The organism is Paenibacillus ehimensis NBRC 15659 (genome assembly GCF_004000785.1).
GTDB lineage: Bacteria > Bacillota > Bacilli > Paenibacillales > NBRC-103111 > Paenibacillus_G > Paenibacillus_G ehimensis.
In genome coordinates this window covers 1-20,338 of sequence record NZ_BILX01000080.1, presented here as the reverse complement: position 1 = coordinate 20,338, position 20,338 = coordinate 1, and the positions used below count along the sequence as shown (strand labels likewise).

The 20,338-nt window shown below is 56.1% G+C and carries 15 protein-coding genes, 1 pseudogene, 1 CRISPR repeat array and 1 riboswitch; of the genes and pseudogenes, 15 read left to right on the top strand and 1 reads right to left on the bottom strand.

Annotated features, from left to right (window positions below; translation table 11 throughout):
• Positions 1 to 54 precede the first annotated feature (54 nt).
• A riboswitch (cyclic di-GMP riboswitch) is annotated at positions 55 to 138 on the bottom strand.
• A 347-nt stretch (positions 139 to 485) separates the two neighbouring features.
• From PEH01S_RS28985 to PEH01S_RS28920, 14 genes and pseudogenes are all read left to right on the top strand, one after another.
• Positions 486 to 1,664: an ROK family transcriptional regulator gene (locus PEH01S_RS28985; RefSeq protein WP_127489633.1), complete on the top strand. Its 1,179-nt coding sequence runs from the start codon at positions 486 to 488 to the stop codon at positions 1,662 to 1,664.
• Positions 1,665 to 1,742: 78 nt separating this feature from the next.
• Positions 1,743 to 2,837 carry an extracellular solute-binding protein gene (locus PEH01S_RS28980; protein WP_127489631.1) on the top strand — a complete coding sequence of 365 codons (1,095 nt, stop codon included), beginning with the start codon at positions 1,743 to 1,745 and terminating at the stop codon, positions 2,835 to 2,837.
• Between the two features lie 58 nt (positions 2,838 to 2,895).
• Positions 2,896 to 3,975, top strand: a complete 1,080-nt coding sequence (locus PEH01S_RS28975; RefSeq protein ID WP_127489629.1) for an ABC transporter ATP-binding protein — start codon at positions 2,896 to 2,898, stop codon at positions 3,973 to 3,975.
• Positions 3,976 to 3,988: 13 nt separating this feature from the next.
• Positions 3,989 to 5,704, top strand: a complete 1,716-nt coding sequence (locus tag PEH01S_RS28970; RefSeq protein WP_246063097.1) for an ABC transporter permease — start codon at positions 3,989 to 3,991, stop codon at positions 5,702 to 5,704.
• Between the two features lie 112 nt (positions 5,705 to 5,816).
• Positions 5,817 to 8,366 (top strand): NEW3 domain-containing protein, encoded by a 2,550-nt coding sequence (locus PEH01S_RS28965; protein ID WP_127489627.1) that lies wholly within the window; start codon positions 5,817 to 5,819, stop codon positions 8,364 to 8,366.
• Positions 8,367 to 8,508: 142 nt separating this feature from the next.
• Positions 8,509 to 9,273 carry a creatininase family protein gene (locus tag PEH01S_RS28960; protein WP_127489625.1) on the top strand — a complete coding sequence of 255 codons (765 nt, stop codon included), beginning with the start codon at positions 8,509 to 8,511 and terminating at the stop codon, positions 9,271 to 9,273.
• 4 nt (positions 9,274 to 9,277) lie between these two features.
• Complete coding sequence (gene argH / locus PEH01S_RS28955) at positions 9,278 to 10,786, top strand: argininosuccinate lyase (protein ID WP_025848330.1); 1,509 nt, start codon at positions 9,278 to 9,280, stop codon at positions 10,784 to 10,786.
• A complete protein-coding gene (locus tag PEH01S_RS28950; RefSeq protein WP_025848332.1) occupies positions 10,786 to 11,778 on the top strand; it encodes an N-acetylglucosamine kinase in 993 nt (330 codons plus the stop codon). Before argH ends, PEH01S_RS28950 begins: the two co-directional genes overlap by 1 nt.
• Positions 11,779 to 11,820: 42 nt before the next feature.
• Positions 11,821 to 12,570 carry a PIG-L deacetylase family protein gene (locus PEH01S_RS28945; RefSeq protein WP_127489623.1) on the top strand — a complete coding sequence of 250 codons (750 nt, stop codon included), beginning with the start codon at positions 11,821 to 11,823 and terminating at the stop codon, positions 12,568 to 12,570.
• A 148-nt stretch (positions 12,571 to 12,718) separates the two neighbouring features.
• Positions 12,719 to 13,489, top strand: a complete 771-nt coding sequence (locus PEH01S_RS28940) for an NUDIX domain-containing protein (RefSeq protein WP_025848336.1) — start codon at positions 12,719 to 12,721, stop codon at positions 13,487 to 13,489.
• Between the two features lie 75 nt (positions 13,490 to 13,564).
• Entirely contained in the window at positions 13,565 to 14,221 is a 657-nt protein-coding gene (gene pnuC / locus PEH01S_RS28935) for a nicotinamide riboside transporter PnuC (protein ID WP_025848338.1), read from the top strand.
• Complete coding sequence (locus tag PEH01S_RS28930) at positions 14,218 to 15,246, top strand: AAA family ATPase (protein ID WP_127489621.1); 1,029 nt, start codon at positions 14,218 to 14,220, stop codon at positions 15,244 to 15,246. The genes pnuC and PEH01S_RS28930 overlap by 4 nt, the downstream gene beginning before the upstream one ends.
• A gap of 22 nt (positions 15,247 to 15,268) precedes the next feature.
• Positions 15,269 to 16,160 (top strand): annotated as a pseudogene (locus tag PEH01S_RS28925) (ADP-ribosylglycohydrolase family protein).
• Between the two features lie 220 nt (positions 16,161 to 16,380).
• Positions 16,381 to 17,313: a manganese-dependent inorganic pyrophosphatase gene (locus PEH01S_RS28920; protein WP_025848343.1), complete on the top strand. Its 933-nt coding sequence runs from the start codon at positions 16,381 to 16,383 to the stop codon at positions 17,311 to 17,313.
• Positions 17,314 to 17,421: 108 nt separating this feature from the next.
• On the opposite strand, the gene PEH01S_RS28915 is transcribed toward PEH01S_RS28920, so the two are convergent.
• A complete protein-coding gene (locus tag PEH01S_RS28915; RefSeq protein ID WP_127489619.1) occupies positions 17,422 to 18,165 on the bottom strand; it encodes a tail fiber domain-containing protein in 744 nt (247 codons plus the stop codon).
• A gap of 373 nt (positions 18,166 to 18,538) precedes the next feature.
• Between PEH01S_RS28915 and PEH01S_RS28910 the strand changes: the two genes are divergently transcribed.
• On the top strand, positions 18,539 to 19,654 hold the full coding sequence (locus PEH01S_RS28910) for an amidase domain-containing protein (RefSeq protein WP_127489617.1): 1,116 nt from the start codon (positions 18,539 to 18,541) through the stop codon (positions 19,652 to 19,654).
• Between the two features lie 277 nt (positions 19,655 to 19,931).
• Positions 19,932 to 20,294: a CRISPR direct-repeat array (repeat unit 30 nt; unit sequence GTTTCAAATCCTTAAAGGTACGTTCAAAAC).
• Positions 20,295 to 20,338: the final 44 nt, after the last annotated feature.

The following is a 20,338-nucleotide window of genomic DNA, read 5'->3' as shown; positions in this document are numbered from 1 at the left end:
CCTCTTTACCACCTCCATCAGTTTCAGTTGGAACGGCAAAAAACACCCTCCAACTGAAGGGTGGTCCGGTTGCACTACTAGCTCCATCGAATCCAAGTGCCCAGATACAGATTCGATATCATCGCTTACCAGAATCTATCATAACGGATCATGCTCAGGATTTCTGTGGCGTTCTACACCAAATTGAAAATTTTTGAAGAAAATTTTCCTTGCCGCATGACAAGTGAGGTTAGCATGGCTTGCAGCAATGGTGGGGGAGAGGGGCTCAATACGGCGCGGCCGGTCTTTCCGAAAATATACGGAAACCGGAAAAACACCCGCAGAGCAATAAAATTCAGTTTCCGCGACGGCTTCCGTAACGACGAAAAGATGTAGAAAGATGTAGAAATTTGTAGTTGACAATTTGTAAGCGAATACAATAAAATGAGTTCAAGAAAACTTTGTTAGTTATTTTAACTAACTTAATCGGAAAGGGGGGACAGCGATTGATTGGCAGAGGCCAAACGGGAAACGCCAAGCTGGTAAAGCATATGAACCGGGAGGGCATTCTTCATCAGCTGAGAGAAAACCCCCGGGTATCGAGAGCCGATTTGGCGAAATTAACGGAGCTCAGCCGTCCGTGCGTATCGGCCTTGGTGGACGAGATGATCGTGGAAGGCTTGATCAGCGAGGTCGGGTTCGGAGAATCGAAGGGCGGCAGGAAGCCCATCCTTCTGGAATATAACTTTCAAGCCTACGGCGTCATCGGCGCGGTGTTCGAAGGCAGCACCCTGCAGCTGGCTATCGCCAATCTGAAAGGGGAGCTGCTGGTTCAGCGCACGACGTGCCTGCCGCATCCGATGAACGGAGAGACGGCCATTCGGAGCATTGAGCAGGGGCTTGCGGCGCTGCTGAATGAAAGCGGATTCGATAAAACGCGGCTGCTTGGCATGGGGCTCGGCTTGCCGGGGATTACCCAGCGAAGCGCAGGGACAGTCAGCTACGCCCCCAGTACGGGGTGGATGGGGCTGCCCGTACGGAAGGAGATCGAAGCGGCCTTGGGGCTGCCTGTGGTCATCGAGAATGACGTCAACCTGATGACGCTCGGAGAATTTCACAAGGGCATCGGCGTCGGGCATTCCAATCTGGTGTATATGTATGCGGGAACAGGGATCGGCGCCGGCATTATGATCGACGGGCAATTATACCGCGGAGCCAAAGAGGCGAGCGGAGAGATCGGTTATATGGTGATCGGTCCGGTCGGGAAGCAGACCAAGGGAGAATACGGCGTATTCGAGCGCAACTATTCCGTACGGGCCATTCGCGAGAAGGCCAAAGCCGTCCTCCCTTCGATAGACGAGGACGCGAGCATTGTCAAGCAAATCGTCGAACAAGCAAAAAGCGGGGTCGAAGCGGCGCAGACGCTTCTCGACGATATCTGCCGGCACTGGACCTACGGCATCGCCAATCTAACGAGCGTGATGGACCCGGCGCTTCTGATCCTTAGCGGAGAAATGCTGCATATCGGGGACGAAGGGGTTCATAAAATACAACAATGGTTAACGGACTGGGTTCCCTCCGTTCCCCGAATCGAGATGGCGTCGCTCGGCGATCAGGCGGGACTCATCGGGGCCATTCATTGCGCGCTGGAGGCTTTTCCGTCCACTTCCAAGCTGCAGCGGTAAGCGGCTTTGTCGCTTCCGGTGCCGTTTGGATCAAGTGAAGACGCTTACAATTCTGCATAAAGCACAGGAGGTCTAAAGATGACAAAGAAAAAAGCAACGACTTGGTTAACGGGGGCCGTGCTCAGCATGGCGATGCTGACGGTTACGGCCTGCGGAGGAAGCGCTTCCGACGGCGGTCAGAAGCCGGGAGACAAATCATCCGATGGCGCGAAGTCCGAGAAGCAGAAGCTGGTCATTTATACGGCCAGAGACAAGAACGTCGTCGAGGAAATTATCCCGAAATTTAAAGAACAAAACCCGGGGATGGACGTCGAGGTTCTTACCATGGGTGCGCAGCAGGTGCTGGAGCGCGTGCGTGGGGAGAAGGCGAATCCGCAGGCCGATTTCTGGTGGGGCGGCACGCAATCGGCGCTGATGACGGCGGCGAACGAAGGGCTGCTTGAGAGCGTCAAACCGAGCTTCGCCGACAAAATCCCGGCGATGTACAAAGACAGCCAGGACCGCTGGTACGGCGAAATGCTGCTGCCGGAAGTCATCATGTACAACTCCAAAGCGCTGAAAAAAGAAGACGCTCCCAAAGATTGGGACGACCTCCTCGATGCCAAGTATAAGGGCAAAATTATCATTCGCGGCGTGCTCGCTTCCGGAACGATGAGAACGATTTATTCTTCCTTGATCTACCGCCAAGATGCGAACGATCCGAAGAAAGGATACGACTGGCTGAAAAAGCTTGACGCCAATACGAAGGAATACGCCCAAGATCCGACCAACCTGTACCTGAAGCTGGCGCGCGAGGAAGGCACGCTGTCGCTGTGGAACCTGCAGGATATCATGATCCAGAAAGAGCTGCAAAAGCAGCCGTTCGACTTCATTTACCCGGCGAGCGGAGCGCCGATTCTGGTTGACGGCGTCGGGGTGGTCAAAGGCGCGAAAAACATGGAAGCGGCGAAGAAATTTTACGAATTCCTCTTCGATTCCAAGCTGCGCGTCGAGCTGGCGGAGAAGCTGTACCAAATTCCGACGCGTACGGACATCAACAAGGATACGCTTCCGGCATGGTTGAAAGGGCTGGAGCTGAAACCGCTGAATATCGATTGGGCCGTCATGGCGCAGAAAGAGAAAGAATGGATGCAGCATTGGGATGAGAACATCAAAGGGAAAGGTTCCAAATAATGCATTCGGGCGGAGGAGCTCCTCCGCCTGATCATTTTACCCAAAGGAGGAAACCTGCTTGATAGAGGTCGTACTGGATCACGTCAGCAAACAATTCGGAAATGTCAAGGGAGTTACGGATGTCAACATTCGGATTCAACCGGGGGAGTTCTTCACCTTTCTCGGGCCGAGCGGCTGCGGCAAAACGACGACGCTGCGGATGATCGCAGGGTTTTATTATCCGAGCGAGGGCCGTATCGTATTCGGCGATCAAGATGTCACCACCCTTCCCCCAAACAAAAGAAACACGGGAATGGTGTTCCAAAACTATGCTTTGTTTCCGCACATGACGGTGTTTGAAAATATCGCATTCGGTCTGCAAGTAAGAAAGGTTCCGAAATCCGAAATCGTTCAGCGCGTCGAACGCGCACAGAAGCAGGTTCACTTGGAAGGCTACGGCAACCGCCGAATCGATCAATTATCCGGCGGCCAGCAGCAGCGGGTTGCCTTGGCGCGCGCGCTTGTCATCGAGCCGCAAATTTTGCTCTTGGATGAGCCGTTATCGAACCTCGATGCGAAGCTCAGAGAAGAAACGAGAATCGAAATCAAGAGACTTCAGCTGGAATTGGGAATTACGACGATCTATGTGACGCACGATCAAGCCGAGGCGATGGCGATGTCCGACCGGATCATGGTCATGCAGGGCGGAGTCGTCCAGCAGATCGGAAGTCCGGAAGAAATCTACAACCGCCCGGTCAACCGGTTTGTCGCTTCCTTTATCGGGGAGTCCAATCTGTGGGAAGGAACCGTGGAACGGATCGAGGGCGGCGAAGCGGTCGTACGTTTCGCTCCGGGCCTCAGCCTGAGAGGCTTGACCGCCAACGCTTCACCCGACTGCAAGCTGGAAGCGGGCAAGAGCGTGACGATGTCCATCCGTCCGGAGGCGGTCCGCGAAGCGCTGCAAGGCGAGCCGCAGGACAATGTGGTCAAAGGGAACGTGATCATCTCCGAATTTACGGGAGTCAGCGTGAACTACGTATCGCAAGTGGCGGGCCAGCAATTGAAAGCGATGTTCGTCAATCAAGGGCACCGGGTGCGCGGACGCGGGGAAGAGATCTCCCTGTTCATTCCAAAAGAAAGCATCTATTTCTTGGGATAGCGAGGGGATGATGATGAGATCTAAACCGGGAACAAGTTCAACCAAGCGGGGCTCCTTCACGCACTCGCCTTATTTCGTCTATGTCTTGGTAGCGCCTCTGTTTTTGGTGCTCCTGGCTTATGTCGTCTATCCGCTGTTCCAGACGTTCATTCAAAGCATCCAGGTCGAGGATCAAATGTCGCTGAAAAACTACGCCAAGTTTTTCAGCCTGGAGCATACGTCCAACCTCGAGGCGCTCTGGACCAGCATTTATATTTCCGTCTTAAGCGTGATCACCTGCGCGATCGTCGGCGTCGCGATGGCGTTTCTGCTGGAGCGCTACGAGTTCCCCGGCCGGAAAATTTTGTCCGTCCTCGTGCTCGTGCCGATGGCTTTGCCGCCTCTTGTCGGCGTGCTGTCGTTTACGTTCTTGTACGGCGAGAGCGGCATTATCCCAAGGGCGCTCAAAGCGCTGCTTCATCTCGATCAGGTGCCGTTTTCCTTAAAGGGCATTTGGGGCGTCCTTGTGGTGCATACGTTCACGATGTACACCTACTTTTATATGACCGCTTCCTCTGCGATCCGCGGCCTCGATCCGTCCCTGGAGGAGGCGGCGGCGAGTCTCGGCGCAGGACGGCTCTATATATGGCGGCGCGTCATTCTGCCGATGCTGACGCCGGCGATGGTCGCCTCTTCGCTGCTCGTCTTTATGATCGCGATGGCGTCCTATACGGCCCCGCTCATCTTCGGGATCGAACGGACGATGACGATGCAGATTTATTTGTCGCGGACGAACGGCAATCTGGACATGGCTGCGGCGCAGTCCACGATCCTGTCTGTCGTGTCCATCCTGTTCCTGCTCGTGATGCGCTGGTACCAAGGGCTGCGCAATTACCAGAACATGAGCAAAGGCGTCAGCGTGCACCGCACGGAAGTGAAAAGCGCCGCAGGCAAGTATATCGCGATGATCCTGTCGATTATCGGCGTCATCATCCTGCTGCTTCCGATTCTCGTGCTGGTCTTGATTTCGTTCTCGACGGACGGCACGTGGACGACGCAGATTCTTCCTCCGGAATATACGGTAAACCATTACGTGAAGCTGTTTACCGACAGCAAGACGTGGCGGCCGATTGCGAACAGCTTCCAGATGAGCTTCGTGGCGACGATCGGCAATATCATCTTCGGCGTGGCGGCCGCTTATGCGATGGTCCGCTTGAAATTCAAAGGCAAGACGCTGCTGGACGTGCTGATCATGCTGCCGTGGGCGCTGCCGGGAACGGTCGTCGCGGTCAACCTGATCGCCGCCTTCAGCGAGCCGACCGTATTCAGCTTCAACCAAGTGCTGATCGGCAGCTTCTGGATTTTGCCTTTGGCGTATTTCGTCCGCCATTTGCCGCTCGTGTTCCGCTCCACGTCGGCGACGCTGGTCCAGATGGACGCTTCCGTCGAGGAGGCGGCGCGCAATCTGGGCGCCACCTGGTGGTACAGCTTCAGGCGCGTCGTCTTTCCGATGGCGCTGAGCGGGATACTGGCGGGCACGCTGCTCGCGTTCGTGCAGGGCATCGGAGAATTCGTTTCCTCCATTCTGCTCTTCACGGCGAAAAGCACGCCGCTTTCCGTGGAGATTTTCCAGCGGATGTACTCGTTCGAATTCGGTACGGCGTGCGCGTACGGCGTGCTGCAAATCACTTTGATCATCATCGTGCTATTCGTTTCGCGCAAAATGACGGGCGACAGCACGGCCGTGTAACTGACGGTCATTTCGTGGGAACACCTAGGAGTTCATCATCCACGTTATGATATACAGCGGGAAAATGGCCATTTCCGGCTGAGGAACATTCCACCATCAGAGGAGGAGTTAGATGATCAAGGGTAAGTCGACCTCAAAGTTTTGTTCCATTGTCATGAGCGCCGTACTGGCGGGCGGCATGCTGCTGCCCGCGCAAGCTCAGCCCGCGTATGCGGACCGGGGCGTCGTCGATCTGTGGAAGTCGATTAAACCGCTGACCACGATTGCCAGCGCGATGAACACAGGAGCGCATCCGGACGATGAACACAGCGCGACCTTGGCGTATCTTTCCTTGGGGAGAGGGGTGAACACCTCCAGTGTCATCGCTGTCCGGGGAGAAGGGGGACAGAACGAAATCGGGAGCGAGCTGGGGCAAGCCCTCGGCATCATTCGGACCCGCGAGCTGCAGGAAGCGTCCAAAATCACCAACGTGACGTTGGGCATGCTGGGCGAGCAGCTGGACGATCCGATCTACGATTTCGGCTTTTCCAAGAGCGTAGAGGAAACGCTGGAGAAATGGGGCGACTCGGTCGCTTACGAACGATTGATCCGCAAAATTCGCGAGCTGCGTCCGGATGTAATCATTCCTTCGTTTTTGAATGAAAGCTCCACGCACGGGCATCACCGAACGATCAACGTGCTTACCGTTCGGGCGTTCAAAGATGCGGCGAATCCGGAGATTTTCCCTGAACATCTGAAGCAAGGGCTAAAGCCTTGGCAGATCAAGAAGCTGTATCTGCCCGCCAATGCCAAGGATTACACCGTGAACGTGCCGATCGGGGATTACGACGAAATCTATGGGGCGTCTTATCTCCAGCTTGGGGAAGAATCCCGCTTCATGCATAAGAGCCAAGGCATGGGGAAGGTCTATGACGAAGGCCCCGTACAAGGCGATTTGTTCAGCAATTACTACAAGCTGGATTTGAGCACGGTGAAATCGGCGGACAAAGAAAAAGACTTCTTCGACGGCATCGCCTTCACCTTCGAGGATTTGGCGAAAGAAATCGACGCGAAGGGCAAAGACAACAAGATCGTCAAGCACCTGCGCGAGCTGCAAAAGGATGCGGACGAAGTCGTTGCCGCTTACCCGAGCTTTACCAAGGTGCTGAAGGAAGTCCATGAAATGAAAGCCGATGTCCAGACGGCGCTGGCCGACGTCAAAGCATCCGGCTTGGAGGCGGCGGTCAAGGAGGACCTGCTCCACCGGCTTCATGTCAAAGAAGAACAGTTGAATAAAGCGAGTATGGAATCGGCGTCCGTCGTGGCGAAGGTCAAGCCCGCCGCAAGCGAGCTGGTTGCCGGTCAGACGACGAAGGTCACCGTGTCGGCCTTCAATGGCGGTTCCGTGAAATTGAACAACCTCAACCTCAGCCTGAACGTGCCCGCAGGCTGGACGGCGAAGCCGGCCGGAGCAACCAGTTTCGAGCAATTAGGCTACAACGAGACGGCATCGGCCACCTTTGAGGTGACCGTTCCTGCGGATGCCCCGCTGTTCAAGCCTTACGATCCTTCGGTATTCAACGCGAAGGTCGAATACCGGGCGTACGATACGGCAACGACGCTGAACGTGACGCCGCAAAACGCCGTAGCCGTGCTGCCTCCGTATTCGATGTCGCTCAGCCCGAGCGCAACGATTCTGAATACGCTCAAAGCGCAGGAGCCGATTCCGGTGAAGGTTACCGTGCGCAACTATACGCCGGGCGCATCCAAAGCTGCCGTGTCGCTGAACGTGCCGGAAGGCTGGACGGCGGAGCCGGCAGCCGAAGAGCTGAGCTTTGCGACGAAAGGCGAAACGAAGTCCGTCGCGTTCACGGTCAAGGCCGCTTCGAACGTCGCGCCGGGTAAATTCACCGTGACGGCCGTCGCGAAGAACGGCGATGTGCAGAGCACGCAGGGCGCGCAGGTCATCGAGTATCCGCATATCGGCAAGACGTACATGGTGCAGCCGGCCGAGCTGAAAATCCAGGCCTTCGACCTGAAGGTCCCGGACAAATTGAAAGTAGGCTACGTCTCCAGCGGCTTCGACAACATCGATCAATACCTGCGTCAAGTGGGCGTCGATGTCGTGAAGCTGGAAGCGAAGGATATCCAATACGGGGATCTTTCCCAATATGACACGATCGTGCTGGGCATTCGCGCTTACGCGTTCCGTCCGGAATTGATTCCGAGCAACCAGCGCTTGCTGAGCTACGTGCAGAATGGCGGCAATCTCGTCGTCCAATATCATAAGCCGGAAGACAAATGGTCGCCGGAGCTTGCTCCGTACCCGATCAAAATCGGCGCTCCGCTCATCCAATGGCGCGTAACGGACGAGAACTCCAAAGTCACGATGCTGGCTCCGGATCATCCGATGTTCAATACGCCGAACAAGATTACGGACCAGGATTGGAGCAGCTGGATTCAAGACCGCTCCGCCTACAATCCGTCGGAATGGGGCAAGGAGTATACGGCGCTCATCTCGAACGGAGACCCGGGCGAGAAGGAGTTCACCGGCACGTTCCTCACTGCGCATTACGGCAAAGGGGTATATACTTACAGCTCGTTGGTGTGGTACCGCGAGATTCCGGCTTTGGTTCCGGGCTCGATCCGCATGTTTGTGAATATGATTAGTCAAAAGCAGTAATTGCGCTAAGGAACATCATGCGGCGCAACAGCATGCAGCCTGACATCGGGTAACGAACGTCGCAAGCAAACATTACAGCATCGGGCGGGGGCCCTTCGGGGTCCTCTCCCATATGATGAAGAAGCGGAGGTTTAAGGAGCATATGAATGTAATCGGAGTTCACGGGCGGGAGATTGGTCAAGTGACGGAGCGCGCGCAATTCGCCGTCGTCCCACTAGGTTCGGTGGAATACCATGGTCCGCATTCTCCGCTCGGGACCGATACGATCTTGGCGGACGGCTTCGCCGAACGGATCGCTGCCTCGCTGCATCCTTTGATCTATCCGACGGTACCGTACTCGGCTTGCCCGGGCAAAACGCAGCATTATCCCGGAACGATATCGGTCCGGCCCTCGATTTTTATCGACTACCTCACCGATGTGGTCGAAGGCATCTGCCGGCTCGGCATCCGCAATATCGTGCTGCTGAATGCCCACGACGCCAATATGGGCCCTTCCCGGACCGTCGCCGAGGCGGTGACCGGCAGCTATCCCGACGCCAGCTTTCTGCTGATCAACTGGTGGCAGATGGCGACCGTCGATTTTACGCAGCGGTTAGGGCTGTTCCAAGGGATGGCGGGAAGGGGGCACGGGGGGCCGTACGAGATGTCGGCCGTGAAGGCGTTTCGCCCGGAAATGGTGACCGTGCAGGAATCGGACTTGGAATTAGATTCATGTCCTCCTTTATCTCCTTTGCCTTACGTTTTGGTGGAAGGAACCCCCCAAGGCTGGGACGGCTATACGGGCCGGATCCGGCAGTGCTCCTTGGAGGCGGGACAAAGTATTGTCGAAGAAGCAAGCCGCAATATGAACTTGCTCATCAAAGAATGGCTGGATATGAGAACAGGAAAGAATGGGGAGGCCAAGTAACGCTATGGGATATCGCGAACAATGGATGGAGACCGAAGGGACGACGTTCCCCGGCAAAACGTATACGGAGGTTGTGCTGGAGCCGGCTTTTAACGAAGCCAAGACCCATTTGCTGGGCCCGATGATGGCGATCAACAAGGCTCACTTGATCATGCTGGAAAAGCAAAAGCTGGTGACGACCGACGAAGCGAAGCAGATCGCCAAAGCGATACGCTCGATCGACCCGGGGGCGCTCCGCCAAGCGAGCTACACGGGGCAGTTCGAGGATCTGTTCTTCCAGGTCGAGCATCAAATGCTGGAGCATGCGGGCGATATCGCCGGCAATTTGCATCTGGCGCGAAGCCGCAACGACATGGGCATTTCCATCTACCGGATGGTGCTGCGGGAGAAGCTCATCGTGACGCTGACCTCCGCGCTGAAGCTCAATGAGCAGCTGCTGCTGTTCGCCAGAGACCACGCCGATACGCTGATGATCGGCTACACCCATACGCAGCAGGCTCAGCCGACGACGCTTGCGCATTATTTTATGGCGGTCGTCGATTCGCTCAACCGGGATATCCGCCGGATCATGGCGGCGTACGCGAACTGCAACCGGAGCAGCATGGGGGCGGCGGCGCTGACGACGTCGGGCTTTGCGATCAGCCGGGAGCACATGATGGAGCTGCTTGCCTTCGACGAGCTGATCGACAATTCGTACGACGCGATCGGCGGGGCCGATTACTTGGGCGAAGTGGCGACAGCCGTGCAATTGGCGGCGATCAACCTGGGCCGGGTCGTGCAAGACATGCTGCTGTGGTGCACGCAGGAGTTCGGCGCGCTGAAGGTGGCGGCCCCCTATGTACAGATCAGCTCGATCATGCCGCAGAAGCGCAATCCCGTCTCGTTCGAGCACATGCGCGCTTTGCTGTCGAGCTGCGTAGGCAACACGAACACGGTGCTGTCGATGATTCACAATACGCCGTTCGGGGACATTGTGGATACCGAGGACGATATGCAGCCTTACGCTTGGCGAAGCCTTGACATTATGGACAAAATGTACCGTTTGTTCGCCGCCGTCGTCGGCACGATGGAAGTGAACAAGGAGGTGCTGCGCGAGCGGACGAAGGGCAGCTTCGCCACGGTGACCGAGCTGGCGGATACGCTCGTGCGGACGGACGGCTTGTCGTTCAGAAAAGCCCATCATATCGTCAGCGACGTCGTGAAGCAGTCCCTAGCCCAAGGCCTGGCGGCTAACGAAATTACACTGTCCATCGTCAACGAAAGCGCACGCCGCCACATCGGGCGGGATACGTCGCTTACCGAAGAAACGCTGCGCCAGGCGCTCGACCCCGTGCATTTTGTGGAAATCCGCTCCTTGCCGGGGGGACCGAGTCCGAAAGAAATCCACCGCATGATCGACCTCCGGATGTATCAGCATCACGCCCATCTGAATTGGCTTGGGCAAGCACAGGGCAAAATTCAGCGGGCGATGAAGCATCTGGACCAAGTCATGACGGAGTGGAGTGGTTCCTGATGGGCAAGCGTAGCATCCCTCTGCTGGCAATTGACGGCGGAGGGACCAAATGCCTTGTCGTCTTCATGGATCGGCAGGGCAACGTACTCGGGCAAGGTAAAGGGGGCTCGTCCAATTATCAGGGCATCGGAAAAGACGGTGCGATGCGGGAACTGGTGTTCGGGATTGAGAGTGCGATCGCGGACTTGCGTCACAAAGACGATAGCGGCCTGCCGCAGACGGAGATCGAGGTGGAATGCGCCGTATTCGCCCTGGCGGGGCTGGATACGGCATACGACCGGCGCGTGATTACCGGGCTGGTGCAGGAGGTGCTGGAGCGGCTGCCAATCCGGGTACGGCACCTGATCGTGGAAAATGACGGCTATGCCGCCTTGCTCGGTGCCACCGGCGGCCAGCCGGGGATTCTCGCCATTGCCGGAACGGGCTCCATCATCTTCGGGATTAACGAAGAAGGACGGACGGCCAGAGCCGGAGGCTGGGGACACCGCGTCGGAGACGAAGGCAGCGGGTATTGGATCGGCAAGCAGGCGGTGACGGCGATTCTCAAAGCCTATGACGGCAGGGAGGCAGGCACCCGGCTAGGGGAATGGGTGCTGCCCCATCTGGGCATGGACCAGGAAGAGGACTTGTTCAACTGGATGTACGGTCCGGACTACTCCGTTGAGAAATTGAGCGAGCTGTCCCGTGTGGTCGGCCAGGCGGCTTCGGCCGGAGATAAGGAAGCGAAGCGGATTCTTGAGGCGGCCGCCCACGAGCTGTTCATCGGCGTCGCTGCGGTGATCCGGCACTTGTCGTTCCTAGACAAACCGTTTACAATGATACTGCAGGGCGGCGTGCTGCAGAACGAAGGGCACGTCCGGGAGCTGCTGATGCACAAGATCAAAGCCTACGCTCCGCAGGTCCAGCTGGACGAGGCCCGGAAGGAGCCGATTTACGGCGTAACGGCCATGGGGCTCTCTTATTTGCAAACGAAGACGTCTACAGAGGCGTAGTACGATACGAACTGATACCGAACAACAGGGGGCTGAAGGGGAATGAAGAAAAGATGGTTATTCGTTTTCGCCCATCCCGACGACGAATCCTTTGCCGCCGGAGGGACGATCGCCAAGCTTAGCAGCAACGGCCATGAGGTCATTCTGGCGTGCGCCACCTCGGGATGCAAGGGGAAGTCGGGCGAGTTTCAATTCGCCACCCGCGAAGAGCTGGCCCGGCACCGGGAAGCGGAGCTGCGCAGCGCGTGCTCCGTGCTCGGCGTTGCCGAGCTCATTCTGTACCGTTACCCGGACGGCGAATTAAAGTCGCTTGATCCGGCAGCGTTGGCGGAGCGGATTCGCTCGACCATTGCGGAGCTGAAGCCGGATGCGGTTCTTACGTTCCCGCCGGACGGGGTAACAGGCCATCCCGATCATATCGCGATTTCCCAAGCGACGGAGAAGGCGGTCGTGCTGGCGGAAGCGCAGTACCCGGAGGGGCGGCGGCCATCTTTTTACTATACCTCGATCCCTCATTATTACGATCACTGCCAGGACTCGGGGCCGAAGGATACGTGCCCGATTACGGCGCGCGTCGATATCAGCGGCTTTCGTCTGCACAAGGGGCGGGCGTTGCAGGCTTACCGGAGCCAGGTTTACTCGGTGAACCGCGCCTATCCCGGGGTGATGGAAGACGACTTCACGGTGATCGGAAACTACGAATATTACACCTTGGTCCGCGCCAACGGTCAGCACGTTCAAGACATGACGAAGACGGCTTTGAACGAGCTGCCGACGATGGAGCTGACCTGATGGATCGCGATAAATCGAATAAGCGGATTTCCGATTTAGTTCCTGCCGTTCCTTTGCGAGCGGCAGTTTTTTTGTTGGGCCTTGACAAATGTATCAAAAATGTCATAATGATATTATCGAAACAGAAAATAAAAGGAGGAGCCGCGGCATGACTATGGAAAACGGTTCGAACTATACGGCAAGCAAATACCGGACGCCGGACGGGGCGCCGGCGGATATCGTCATCTTCACCATTACGTCCGAGCCGCAGCCGACGGCGACGAAATCGCTGCCGAAGCGGGAGCTGCAGGTGCTCCTCATCAAGCGGAAGGTATGGCCGTACGAGGGCATGTGGGCGCTGCCCGGAGGCTTCTCCCGGGAGACGGAGTCGATGTACGAAACCGCGAGGCGCGAGCTGCAGGAGGAGACCGGCGTGGACGGCGTGCACATGGAATATTTCAACGTCTACAGCGACCCGGGCCGGGACCCGCGGGGATGGATCATCTCCCATGCGTTCTTCGCGCTGGTGCATGAGAAATATTTGGCCGCGCGGGCCGCTGCCGACGATGCGGCGGAGGTGGCGCTGTTCCCGGTGTCCGAGGCGCTGACCCGGCTGGAGCTGGCCTTCGACCACAAGCGGATTCTCTCGGATGCGCTGGAGCGGGTCAGACAGAGCATGCTGGTTACCCCGATTGCCGGTGAATTTTTGCCGGACGAATTCACGCTCGGCGAGCTGTATCAGGTCATCCGGACGGTAGTGCCGGACTTCGAGGAAGCGAATTTTATCCGCAAAATGAAATCGACCCAGAGCCGCAGCGGGGTATTGGAGGAGATTCGCGACGCGAACGGGGAGCCGAAGAAATCGAACCGCTACTCGCAGCGCGCCGCACAGCTGTACCGTTTTACCGGCAATTTGCCGAAGCTGTCGTTGTACAGCTAATTTTTTTAGAGTCCAATATAGTCATTTTGAAAGTATTGTATTGTCAACAAGAACTGCATCGGGAGGATGAGATTTATGGACAGATGGTATACGATGGTCGGGCTGCTCGCCTGCATGCTGCTGGTCGCTTATTTCACGTCGTCGACGCCGCTGGAGATCGCGGCTACCACAAGCGGGATGCTCAGCGTATGGCTGACGGCGCGGCAAAACATTTGGTGCTTTCCCGTCGGGCTGGTGAATGTGGCGTGCTTTTTCGTCACGTTCTACGATGCGAAGCTGTATGCGGATATGACGCTGCAGGTCGTGTTTTTCGTCCTGAGCATTCAAGGCTGGATCGTCTGGCTGACCAAGCGCGGTCAGGCGAAGGTGCGGCCGACGCGGCGGATGACGCCGCAGCTCGGCTTGGGGCTGGCGCTGCTGCTCGTCGTCGTGACGGCAGGCTGGGGCTATGTGCTTGCCCGCTTCACGGACGCATCGATCCCTTATGTGGACGCGTTCATTGCGACGCTGAGCATTATCGCGCAGCTGCTGCTGTCGAACAAGGTGCTGGAAAACTGGCACTTCTGGATTGCGGTCGACGTACTGTCGATCGGGATGTATGCGTATAAAGAGCTGTATGTTTTTGCCGTGCTGTACGTTATTTTCCTCGGGATCGCGACAAGCGGGCTGATCCAGTGGCGCAGCGAATACCGGGCGGCGCAGCGGGCGGGCCGCATGGGGGTGAGCCTATGAGCGGCAATCGCTTAACGGTCGGGCTGACGCTCGGCAAATTCGCGCCCCTGCACCGGGGGCACCAATATATGATCGAAACGGCCCTCACGGAGACAGATCACGTGATCGTCGTCATCTACGATTGTCCCGAAACGACCGACATTCCGCTGACGGTGCGGGCGGACTGGATTCGCGCCCTGTATCCCGGGGTCGAGGTGATCGAGGCTTGGGACGGGCCGACGGAAACGGGGTATACGCCGGAGATCAAGAAGGCGCAGGAGGATTACATTCTCGGCCTGCTTGACGGGCAAAGAGTAACGCACTTTTATTCCAGCGAGCCGTACGGCGAGCATATGAGCGAAGCGCTGAACGCCGTGAACCGGCAGGTCGACCCGAAGCGGGAGGCGTTTCCGGTATCGGGGACGGCGGTGCGGCGCGACCCGTATGCGAACCGGGCGTTCGTCCATCCGCTGGTCTACCGGGATTTGGTGACGACCGCCGTCTTCCTCGGCGCGCCATCGACCGGCAAAACGACCGTTTGCGAAGCGCTGGCCCGCGAGTTCGGTACGGTCTGGATGCCGGAGTACGGGCGCGAGTATTGGGCGCAGCATCAGACGGACCGCCGGCTGACGCCGGACCAGCTGGTGGAGATTGCCGAGGGGCATCTGGCCAGGGAGGAAAAGCTGCTGCCGGAGGCGAACGGGTATCTGTTCGTCGATACGAATGCGATCACAACGTTCATGTTCGCGCACTATTATCACGGGATGGCGCTGCCGCGCCTTCGGGACTTGGCGGCGCAAGCGGCTTCGCGTTACGATCTGGTCTTTATGTGCGGAGACGATATTCCGTACGACGATACGTGGGACCGTTCGGGCGATGTGCAGCGCCGCGTGTTCCAGAAGCAGATTGCGGCCGATCTGGCGGCGCGGCGGGTGCCTTACATCCCGCTGCACGGCAGCCTGGAGGAACGGATCGCGCGGGTGAAGCGGGTGCTGAGCCGCTACCGCAAGTATGCGAGCGTCGGCGCACCGTGGGCGGAGCTATAGGATGGAAGAGGAGGGAAGCGGGATGAGCGATAGAGGAACAAGCTTGGCCGACCGCATCAAAGGCGGGCTGTACGGCGTTGCCGTCGGCGATGCGCTCGGCGGGACGACCGAATTCATGAGCGCCAAGGAGATTCGCCGCAAGTACGGCTATTTGACCGACATTGTCGGGGGCGGGGTGTGGGACCTCGAACCGGGGGAGGTCACGGACGACACGATGATGACGCTTTGCGTGGCGGAGGGCATTCTCGACTGCCCGGACGACCCGATGGCGAGCATCGGGAAACGCTTCCTGGCATGGTACCGTTCCGATCCGAAGGATATCGGTAATATTATCCGGCGGGCGTTCGCGCGGTATGACGGCCATTGGTTCGAGGCGGCCTTTCTGGCCGATCAGGATCTGGGGCGCAGCGCGGGCAACGGCTCGCTGATGCGCTGCCTGCCGGTGGCGTTGGCCTATGCCGACCCGGACCGGGTCGACCGCATGTCGCGGATGCAGTCGAAGATGACGCACTACGACGAGCGGTGCAACGAAGCGTGCGGCTTGTACAACCGCATTGCGCTGCGGCTGCTGAACGGCGAAGAGCTGCACCCGGCGCTGGCCGCGGAAACGCAGGGCACGCCGTACGCTTCCGCGCTGGCCGAGGCGCCGGACTGCGAGCCGACCGGCTTCGTCGTCGATACGCTGCGCTGGGCGCTCTACTGCCTGCAGCACCGGCTTCGCCGACGTCGTGCAGCGTGCCGCCAATCTCGGCGGCGACAGCGACACGATCGGCGCGATTGCCGGCGGGCTGGCGGGCGTGTATTACGGCTGCGCCGGCATCCCGGCCGCGTATGCGGACACCATCTTGATCAAGGACCGGCTGGACGCCGTGTCCGAGCGGCTGACGGCGCTGCGGCAGGCTGCCGCCCGTTGAAGGGCGTGCACAACCTGTGGAGCCCGAGCTTCAGCTTTGGTCCGAAACGGATGCTGTCAGCCGATGAGGCATTCGTCAAAGCTGGAGCTTAAATATTTCTACGTAAAGGGATAGGAATAATGATAGTTTTGCGATATAATCTGCATGGGGAATCTTGATTGTGAATGTGGATGTACGGTATACTTTTCTCGCCAAAACAAAACGAATAAGGAGAATAAGGATGGAAAAAGTACTTATTTTCGGACATAAGAACCCAGACACCGATTCGATCTGCTCTGCCCTTGCATACGCGCATCTAAAAACTCAGCTTGGCCAAAATGTCGAGCCTGTCCGCTTGGGCAGCGTGAACGGGGAAACCCAATACGCGCTCGACTACTTCAAAGCGGAAGCGCCGCGCCTCGTCGAGACAGTGGCAAGCGAAGCGAAAAACGTCATTCTGGTCGACCACAACGAGCGCCAGCAAAGCGCGTCCGACATCGACCAAGTTCGCGTGCTGGAGGTCATCGACCACCACCGCATCGCCAACTTCGAGACAAGCGGTCCGCTGTACTACCGTGCCGAGCCTGTCGGCTGCACAGCGACGATTCTGAAAAAGCTGTACAAAGAAAACGGGGTCGCCATTCCGAAAGAAATCGCCGGTCTCATGCTGTCCGCGATCATTTCCGACTCGCTCCTGTTCAAATCGCCTACCTGCACGGATGAAGACGTAGCCGCTGCCCGCGAGCTGGCCGACATCGCCGGCGTGAACGCCGAAGTTTACGGTCTGGACATGCTCAAAGCCGGCGCCGATCTGAGCGACAAGACGATCGCCCAGCTGATCTCGCTCGACGCCAAAGAGTTCCAAATGGGCAGCTACAAAGTGGAAATCGCCCAAGTGAACGCCGTTGACACGAACGACGTGCTGTCGCGCCAAGCGGAGCTGGAAGCGGCTCTCTCCGGCATCATCGCGGAGAAAAACCTGGACCTGTTCCTCTTCGTCGTGACGGACATCCTGAACAACGATTCGATCGGCCTGGCCCTCGGCCGCGCCGCGCATGCCGTGGAGCAAGCGTACAACGTGAAGCTGGACGACAACAAAGCCGTGCTCAAAGGCGTCGTTTCCCGCAAATCGCAAATCGTACCGGTGCTCACCGACACGTTCAACAAGCTGTAAGATACGGATGCAAAAAAGGCTGCCAGCACTTGCGCTCGGCGGCCTTTTTTGTGCTGAGACCCCTTATCTAGAGCAAATGCCCCAGCTCCCAAGGACTCGGGAGTCGATTTAGCCCTTGGTCTCAAGGGCTGATAGACGTGCCTCAAGATTAGCTAAATTCGCATGTAACTGAGCGTTTTCAGCCATGAGTTTTTCATTCTTCTCGTTTAAACCTTGAATAGCAGCCAATGCTACCCCCTGCAAATCTATGCTTGAGATGTGTATATCGTCATCTCCGTTTAGTCCGAAGGCAGCCTGAAAATCCTGAGCCGTCGGGCCGATGTGACAAATGCTTGCCGGGTCCCCCTTGTAGTTCCAAGACTGGATTGGTATGGCCGCTAATTTATCAAGGATCTCGAGCGTGTCGACGTCCGAGAAATTCTCCTTGGCGTTCTTATCACAGGTTTGGATCAAATTGCGCACAATGGTAGTACCGTTATCAAGGACCCTGAAGACGTCGGAGTTTGTGTTATTTCTACCGGTGATGATGTTTCCTGAACCCCGCTGATGAACGATGAAGGCATGCGTATTCACACCTTGGGTGGTGGCCACAAGGGCGGTGTTCGAAGAACTGTGAGCTTCTATCCCCACACCACTTCTACTGGACCCAACTACGCCCGTGTTCGTTTGACTTGTACCCGAAGTACCCCAACCATTTGTACTGAACCCAGCTACCCCCCTGCTCGAAACACTCGAACCTTCCACACCTGTTCCATTGGTATTTGTACCGATAACACCAGGAACATTTGGATCATTAGAGTCACCGCGGATGGCAGGCATTTGAATTCCTCCTTTGTTTTTAACTTTTTTCAACAAACAAATTCCAAGTGCTATGAATTAAAATCATTTCAATATATGGCAATTTTTCGAGGGGAAGAACTAAAAAATTCAAACGATTGTCTGCTGCCTGAACTAGTGGGAGAAGCTGAACGCTTTTCTGAAGGACGGCGTCTGGAGATCGACAACAATCGAAGCGAGAGGTCGATCAAGCCCCTATCCGTTTTCCAAGCGGGGGCTGAGGCTTACCTTGGGGACGCCGTGTTCGACATTTTCCGTGCTTAATAACGCCATTTTTCTGCAGGATAATTGAAAATTCTCTTCATGCTGGTCCGATTGTTATATAATGGTATTGTGTGCGGGATCAGATCGCACACGGATGACAATTCAAACCGGGGAGGAATGAATGATGTTCGGTAAAAAAATTGCTGCAAGCGCCATTATGTTGTTTGCTTTAACTTCGGCCGTCGCTTTCGCCGATGACACGACGCTTCAGGCGGGAGATGCGAAAGTCCGGGAAGAGGCCCAGAAATTCGTTGTCGATTTTGTCGGGCAAGCGTACAAGCCTTACTACACGCTGAATACCATCGACAGCGACATCTCCGAGTTCGCGGTGAAAGACAATGTGCTGACGGCAAGAGTCGACATTTCGTTAAGCAAAACGTTAAAAGCCAGGTCGGTCGACGAGCTCCCTTACGTCAAAGGAATGAAGAGCCAATCCGCCGCATTAAAGCAAACCAACGCGATCAGCGCCATGGAATCCGAACAAGTCATCAGCGACCGGCTCAAAGATCTCGGCGAATATATCGGCACGGCAACGGAGCAGAACGACTCGTTCCGGCTTACGGCCAAAGTCGTCAACGGCAACATCGATAACGCAAGCGCGAAGCTTGAATTTTTGAACTATATGGATTGGATTCCGGCGGCCCACTTCATTCCCGAAACCGAGGAAACGATGATGAAGCATGGGCAAAAGGATTTGTTGGAAGCGGTTACGACGAATCGGGCTTACACGGTGCGAAGCGCAGTCCAGCCCCAAGCCGCTTTTACTTACGACCGGATTGCCGCAAGAGACTATGCGAACAGATACACATCTACAGTAACGAAAGCGCCTTACTACAATACAAGCAAATGGAATAGAAACTACAAGTTGCATACCGAGAACGGCGGGGTCGATTGCGCGAATTACGTTTCCCAGGCGATGTATGCAGGCGGAATTCCGACGGATAGCACATGGAAGCCCGAGTCGATGGCTTGGGTGAACACAGGCCGCAATGTGAGCAACGGCTTGGAAGATTACATGGTGCGTACCAAAAAATATTTCTACAAAACCAAGAAAGCTACCACGCCGGCCGGCGGATTTATCAGCGCCTTGGATTACTCCCATGTGATGTTTGTCGTCGCTAACGATACGGTGACGATGCAGTACAGCGCCCATACGAACGACAAATTGAAGGCTTCGTTCGCCAATTTCAGCGACAGCAAGTTTGAATTCTTCTATATTAATTCCGCTTACTTACGTTAGGGGTTAACGTCTGCAGGACTATTAAAGCTTCCGTATAAGCAGGATGGAACGAAGATTTTTGTAGAGTTGTTGGTTCGTTCCTGAATCGGTTTTACTCCACTTGAGTAGCATTCTATCGTCCAAATAAACAATTATGAAGCACTGCGAAACGAAGGGGTAGCTGCCTTGGTATTCGCGGTGCTTTTTTTGTTTTATCGATGCATGTTACGGTTGTACAATGGTCTGAATTCCTCATAGGTACGTTAAAAGTGTTGATACTCTAACAAATCGCCAATATGTTTCAAATCCTCGTAGGTATGTTCAAAACTCTCGAAGTCGGGAGTCATCAAGGCGGTATGTTTGATGTTTCAAATCCTTAAAGGTACGTTCAAAACTTCTACAATTGATGTTTCAAAGACGGAGCTATTTCAGAGTTTCAAATCCTTAAAGGTACGTTCAAAACTACTCATATCGAGTCCGCCTTCTTGCCTAACGCCCTGGTTTCAAATCCTTAAAGGTACGTTCAAAACGCCATACGACACTATCGATCTGTATCAAAATGAGAGGTTTCAACTCCTTAAAGGTACGTTCAAAACGACGAGAGCCATACCGATCTTGATGCACGGAATTTGTTTCAAATCCTTAAAGGTACGTTCAAAACTTGGATGGTGTCAAGGTTTTTGACTTGACCACAAAAGTTTCAAA

Coding starts and splice junctions, on each gene's coding strand:
- PEH01S_RS28980 (WP_127489631.1), top strand. CDS start 1,743: ATGACAAAGAAAAAAGCAACGACTTGGTTAACGGGGGCCGTGCTCAGC.
- PEH01S_RS28970 (WP_246063097.1), top strand. CDS start 3,989: ATGAGATCTAAACCGGGAACAAGTTCAACCAAGCGGGGCTCCTTCACG.
- PEH01S_RS28965 (WP_127489627.1), top strand. CDS start 5,817: ATGATCAAGGGTAAGTCGACCTCAAAGTTTTGTTCCATTGTCATGAGC.
- PEH01S_RS28960 (WP_127489625.1), top strand. CDS start 8,509: ATGAATGTAATCGGAGTTCACGGGCGGGAGATTGGTCAAGTGACGGAG.
- argH (WP_025848330.1), top strand. CDS start 9,278: ATGGGATATCGCGAACAATGGATGGAGACCGAAGGGACGACGTTCCCC.
- PEH01S_RS28950 (WP_025848332.1), top strand. CDS start 10,786: ATGGGCAAGCGTAGCATCCCTCTGCTGGCAATTGACGGCGGAGGGACC.
- PEH01S_RS28945 (WP_127489623.1), top strand. CDS start 11,821: ATGAAGAAAAGATGGTTATTCGTTTTCGCCCATCCCGACGACGAATCC.
- PEH01S_RS28940 (WP_025848336.1), top strand. CDS start 12,719: ATGACTATGGAAAACGGTTCGAACTATACGGCAAGCAAATACCGGACG.
- pnuC (WP_025848338.1), top strand. CDS start 13,565: ATGGACAGATGGTATACGATGGTCGGGCTGCTCGCCTGCATGCTGCTG.
- PEH01S_RS28930 (WP_127489621.1), top strand. CDS start 14,218: ATGAGCGGCAATCGCTTAACGGTCGGGCTGACGCTCGGCAAATTCGCG.
- PEH01S_RS28920 (WP_025848343.1), top strand. CDS start 16,381: ATGGAAAAAGTACTTATTTTCGGACATAAGAACCCAGACACCGATTCG.
- PEH01S_RS28910 (WP_127489617.1), top strand. CDS start 18,539: ATGTTCGGTAAAAAAATTGCTGCAAGCGCCATTATGTTGTTTGCTTTA.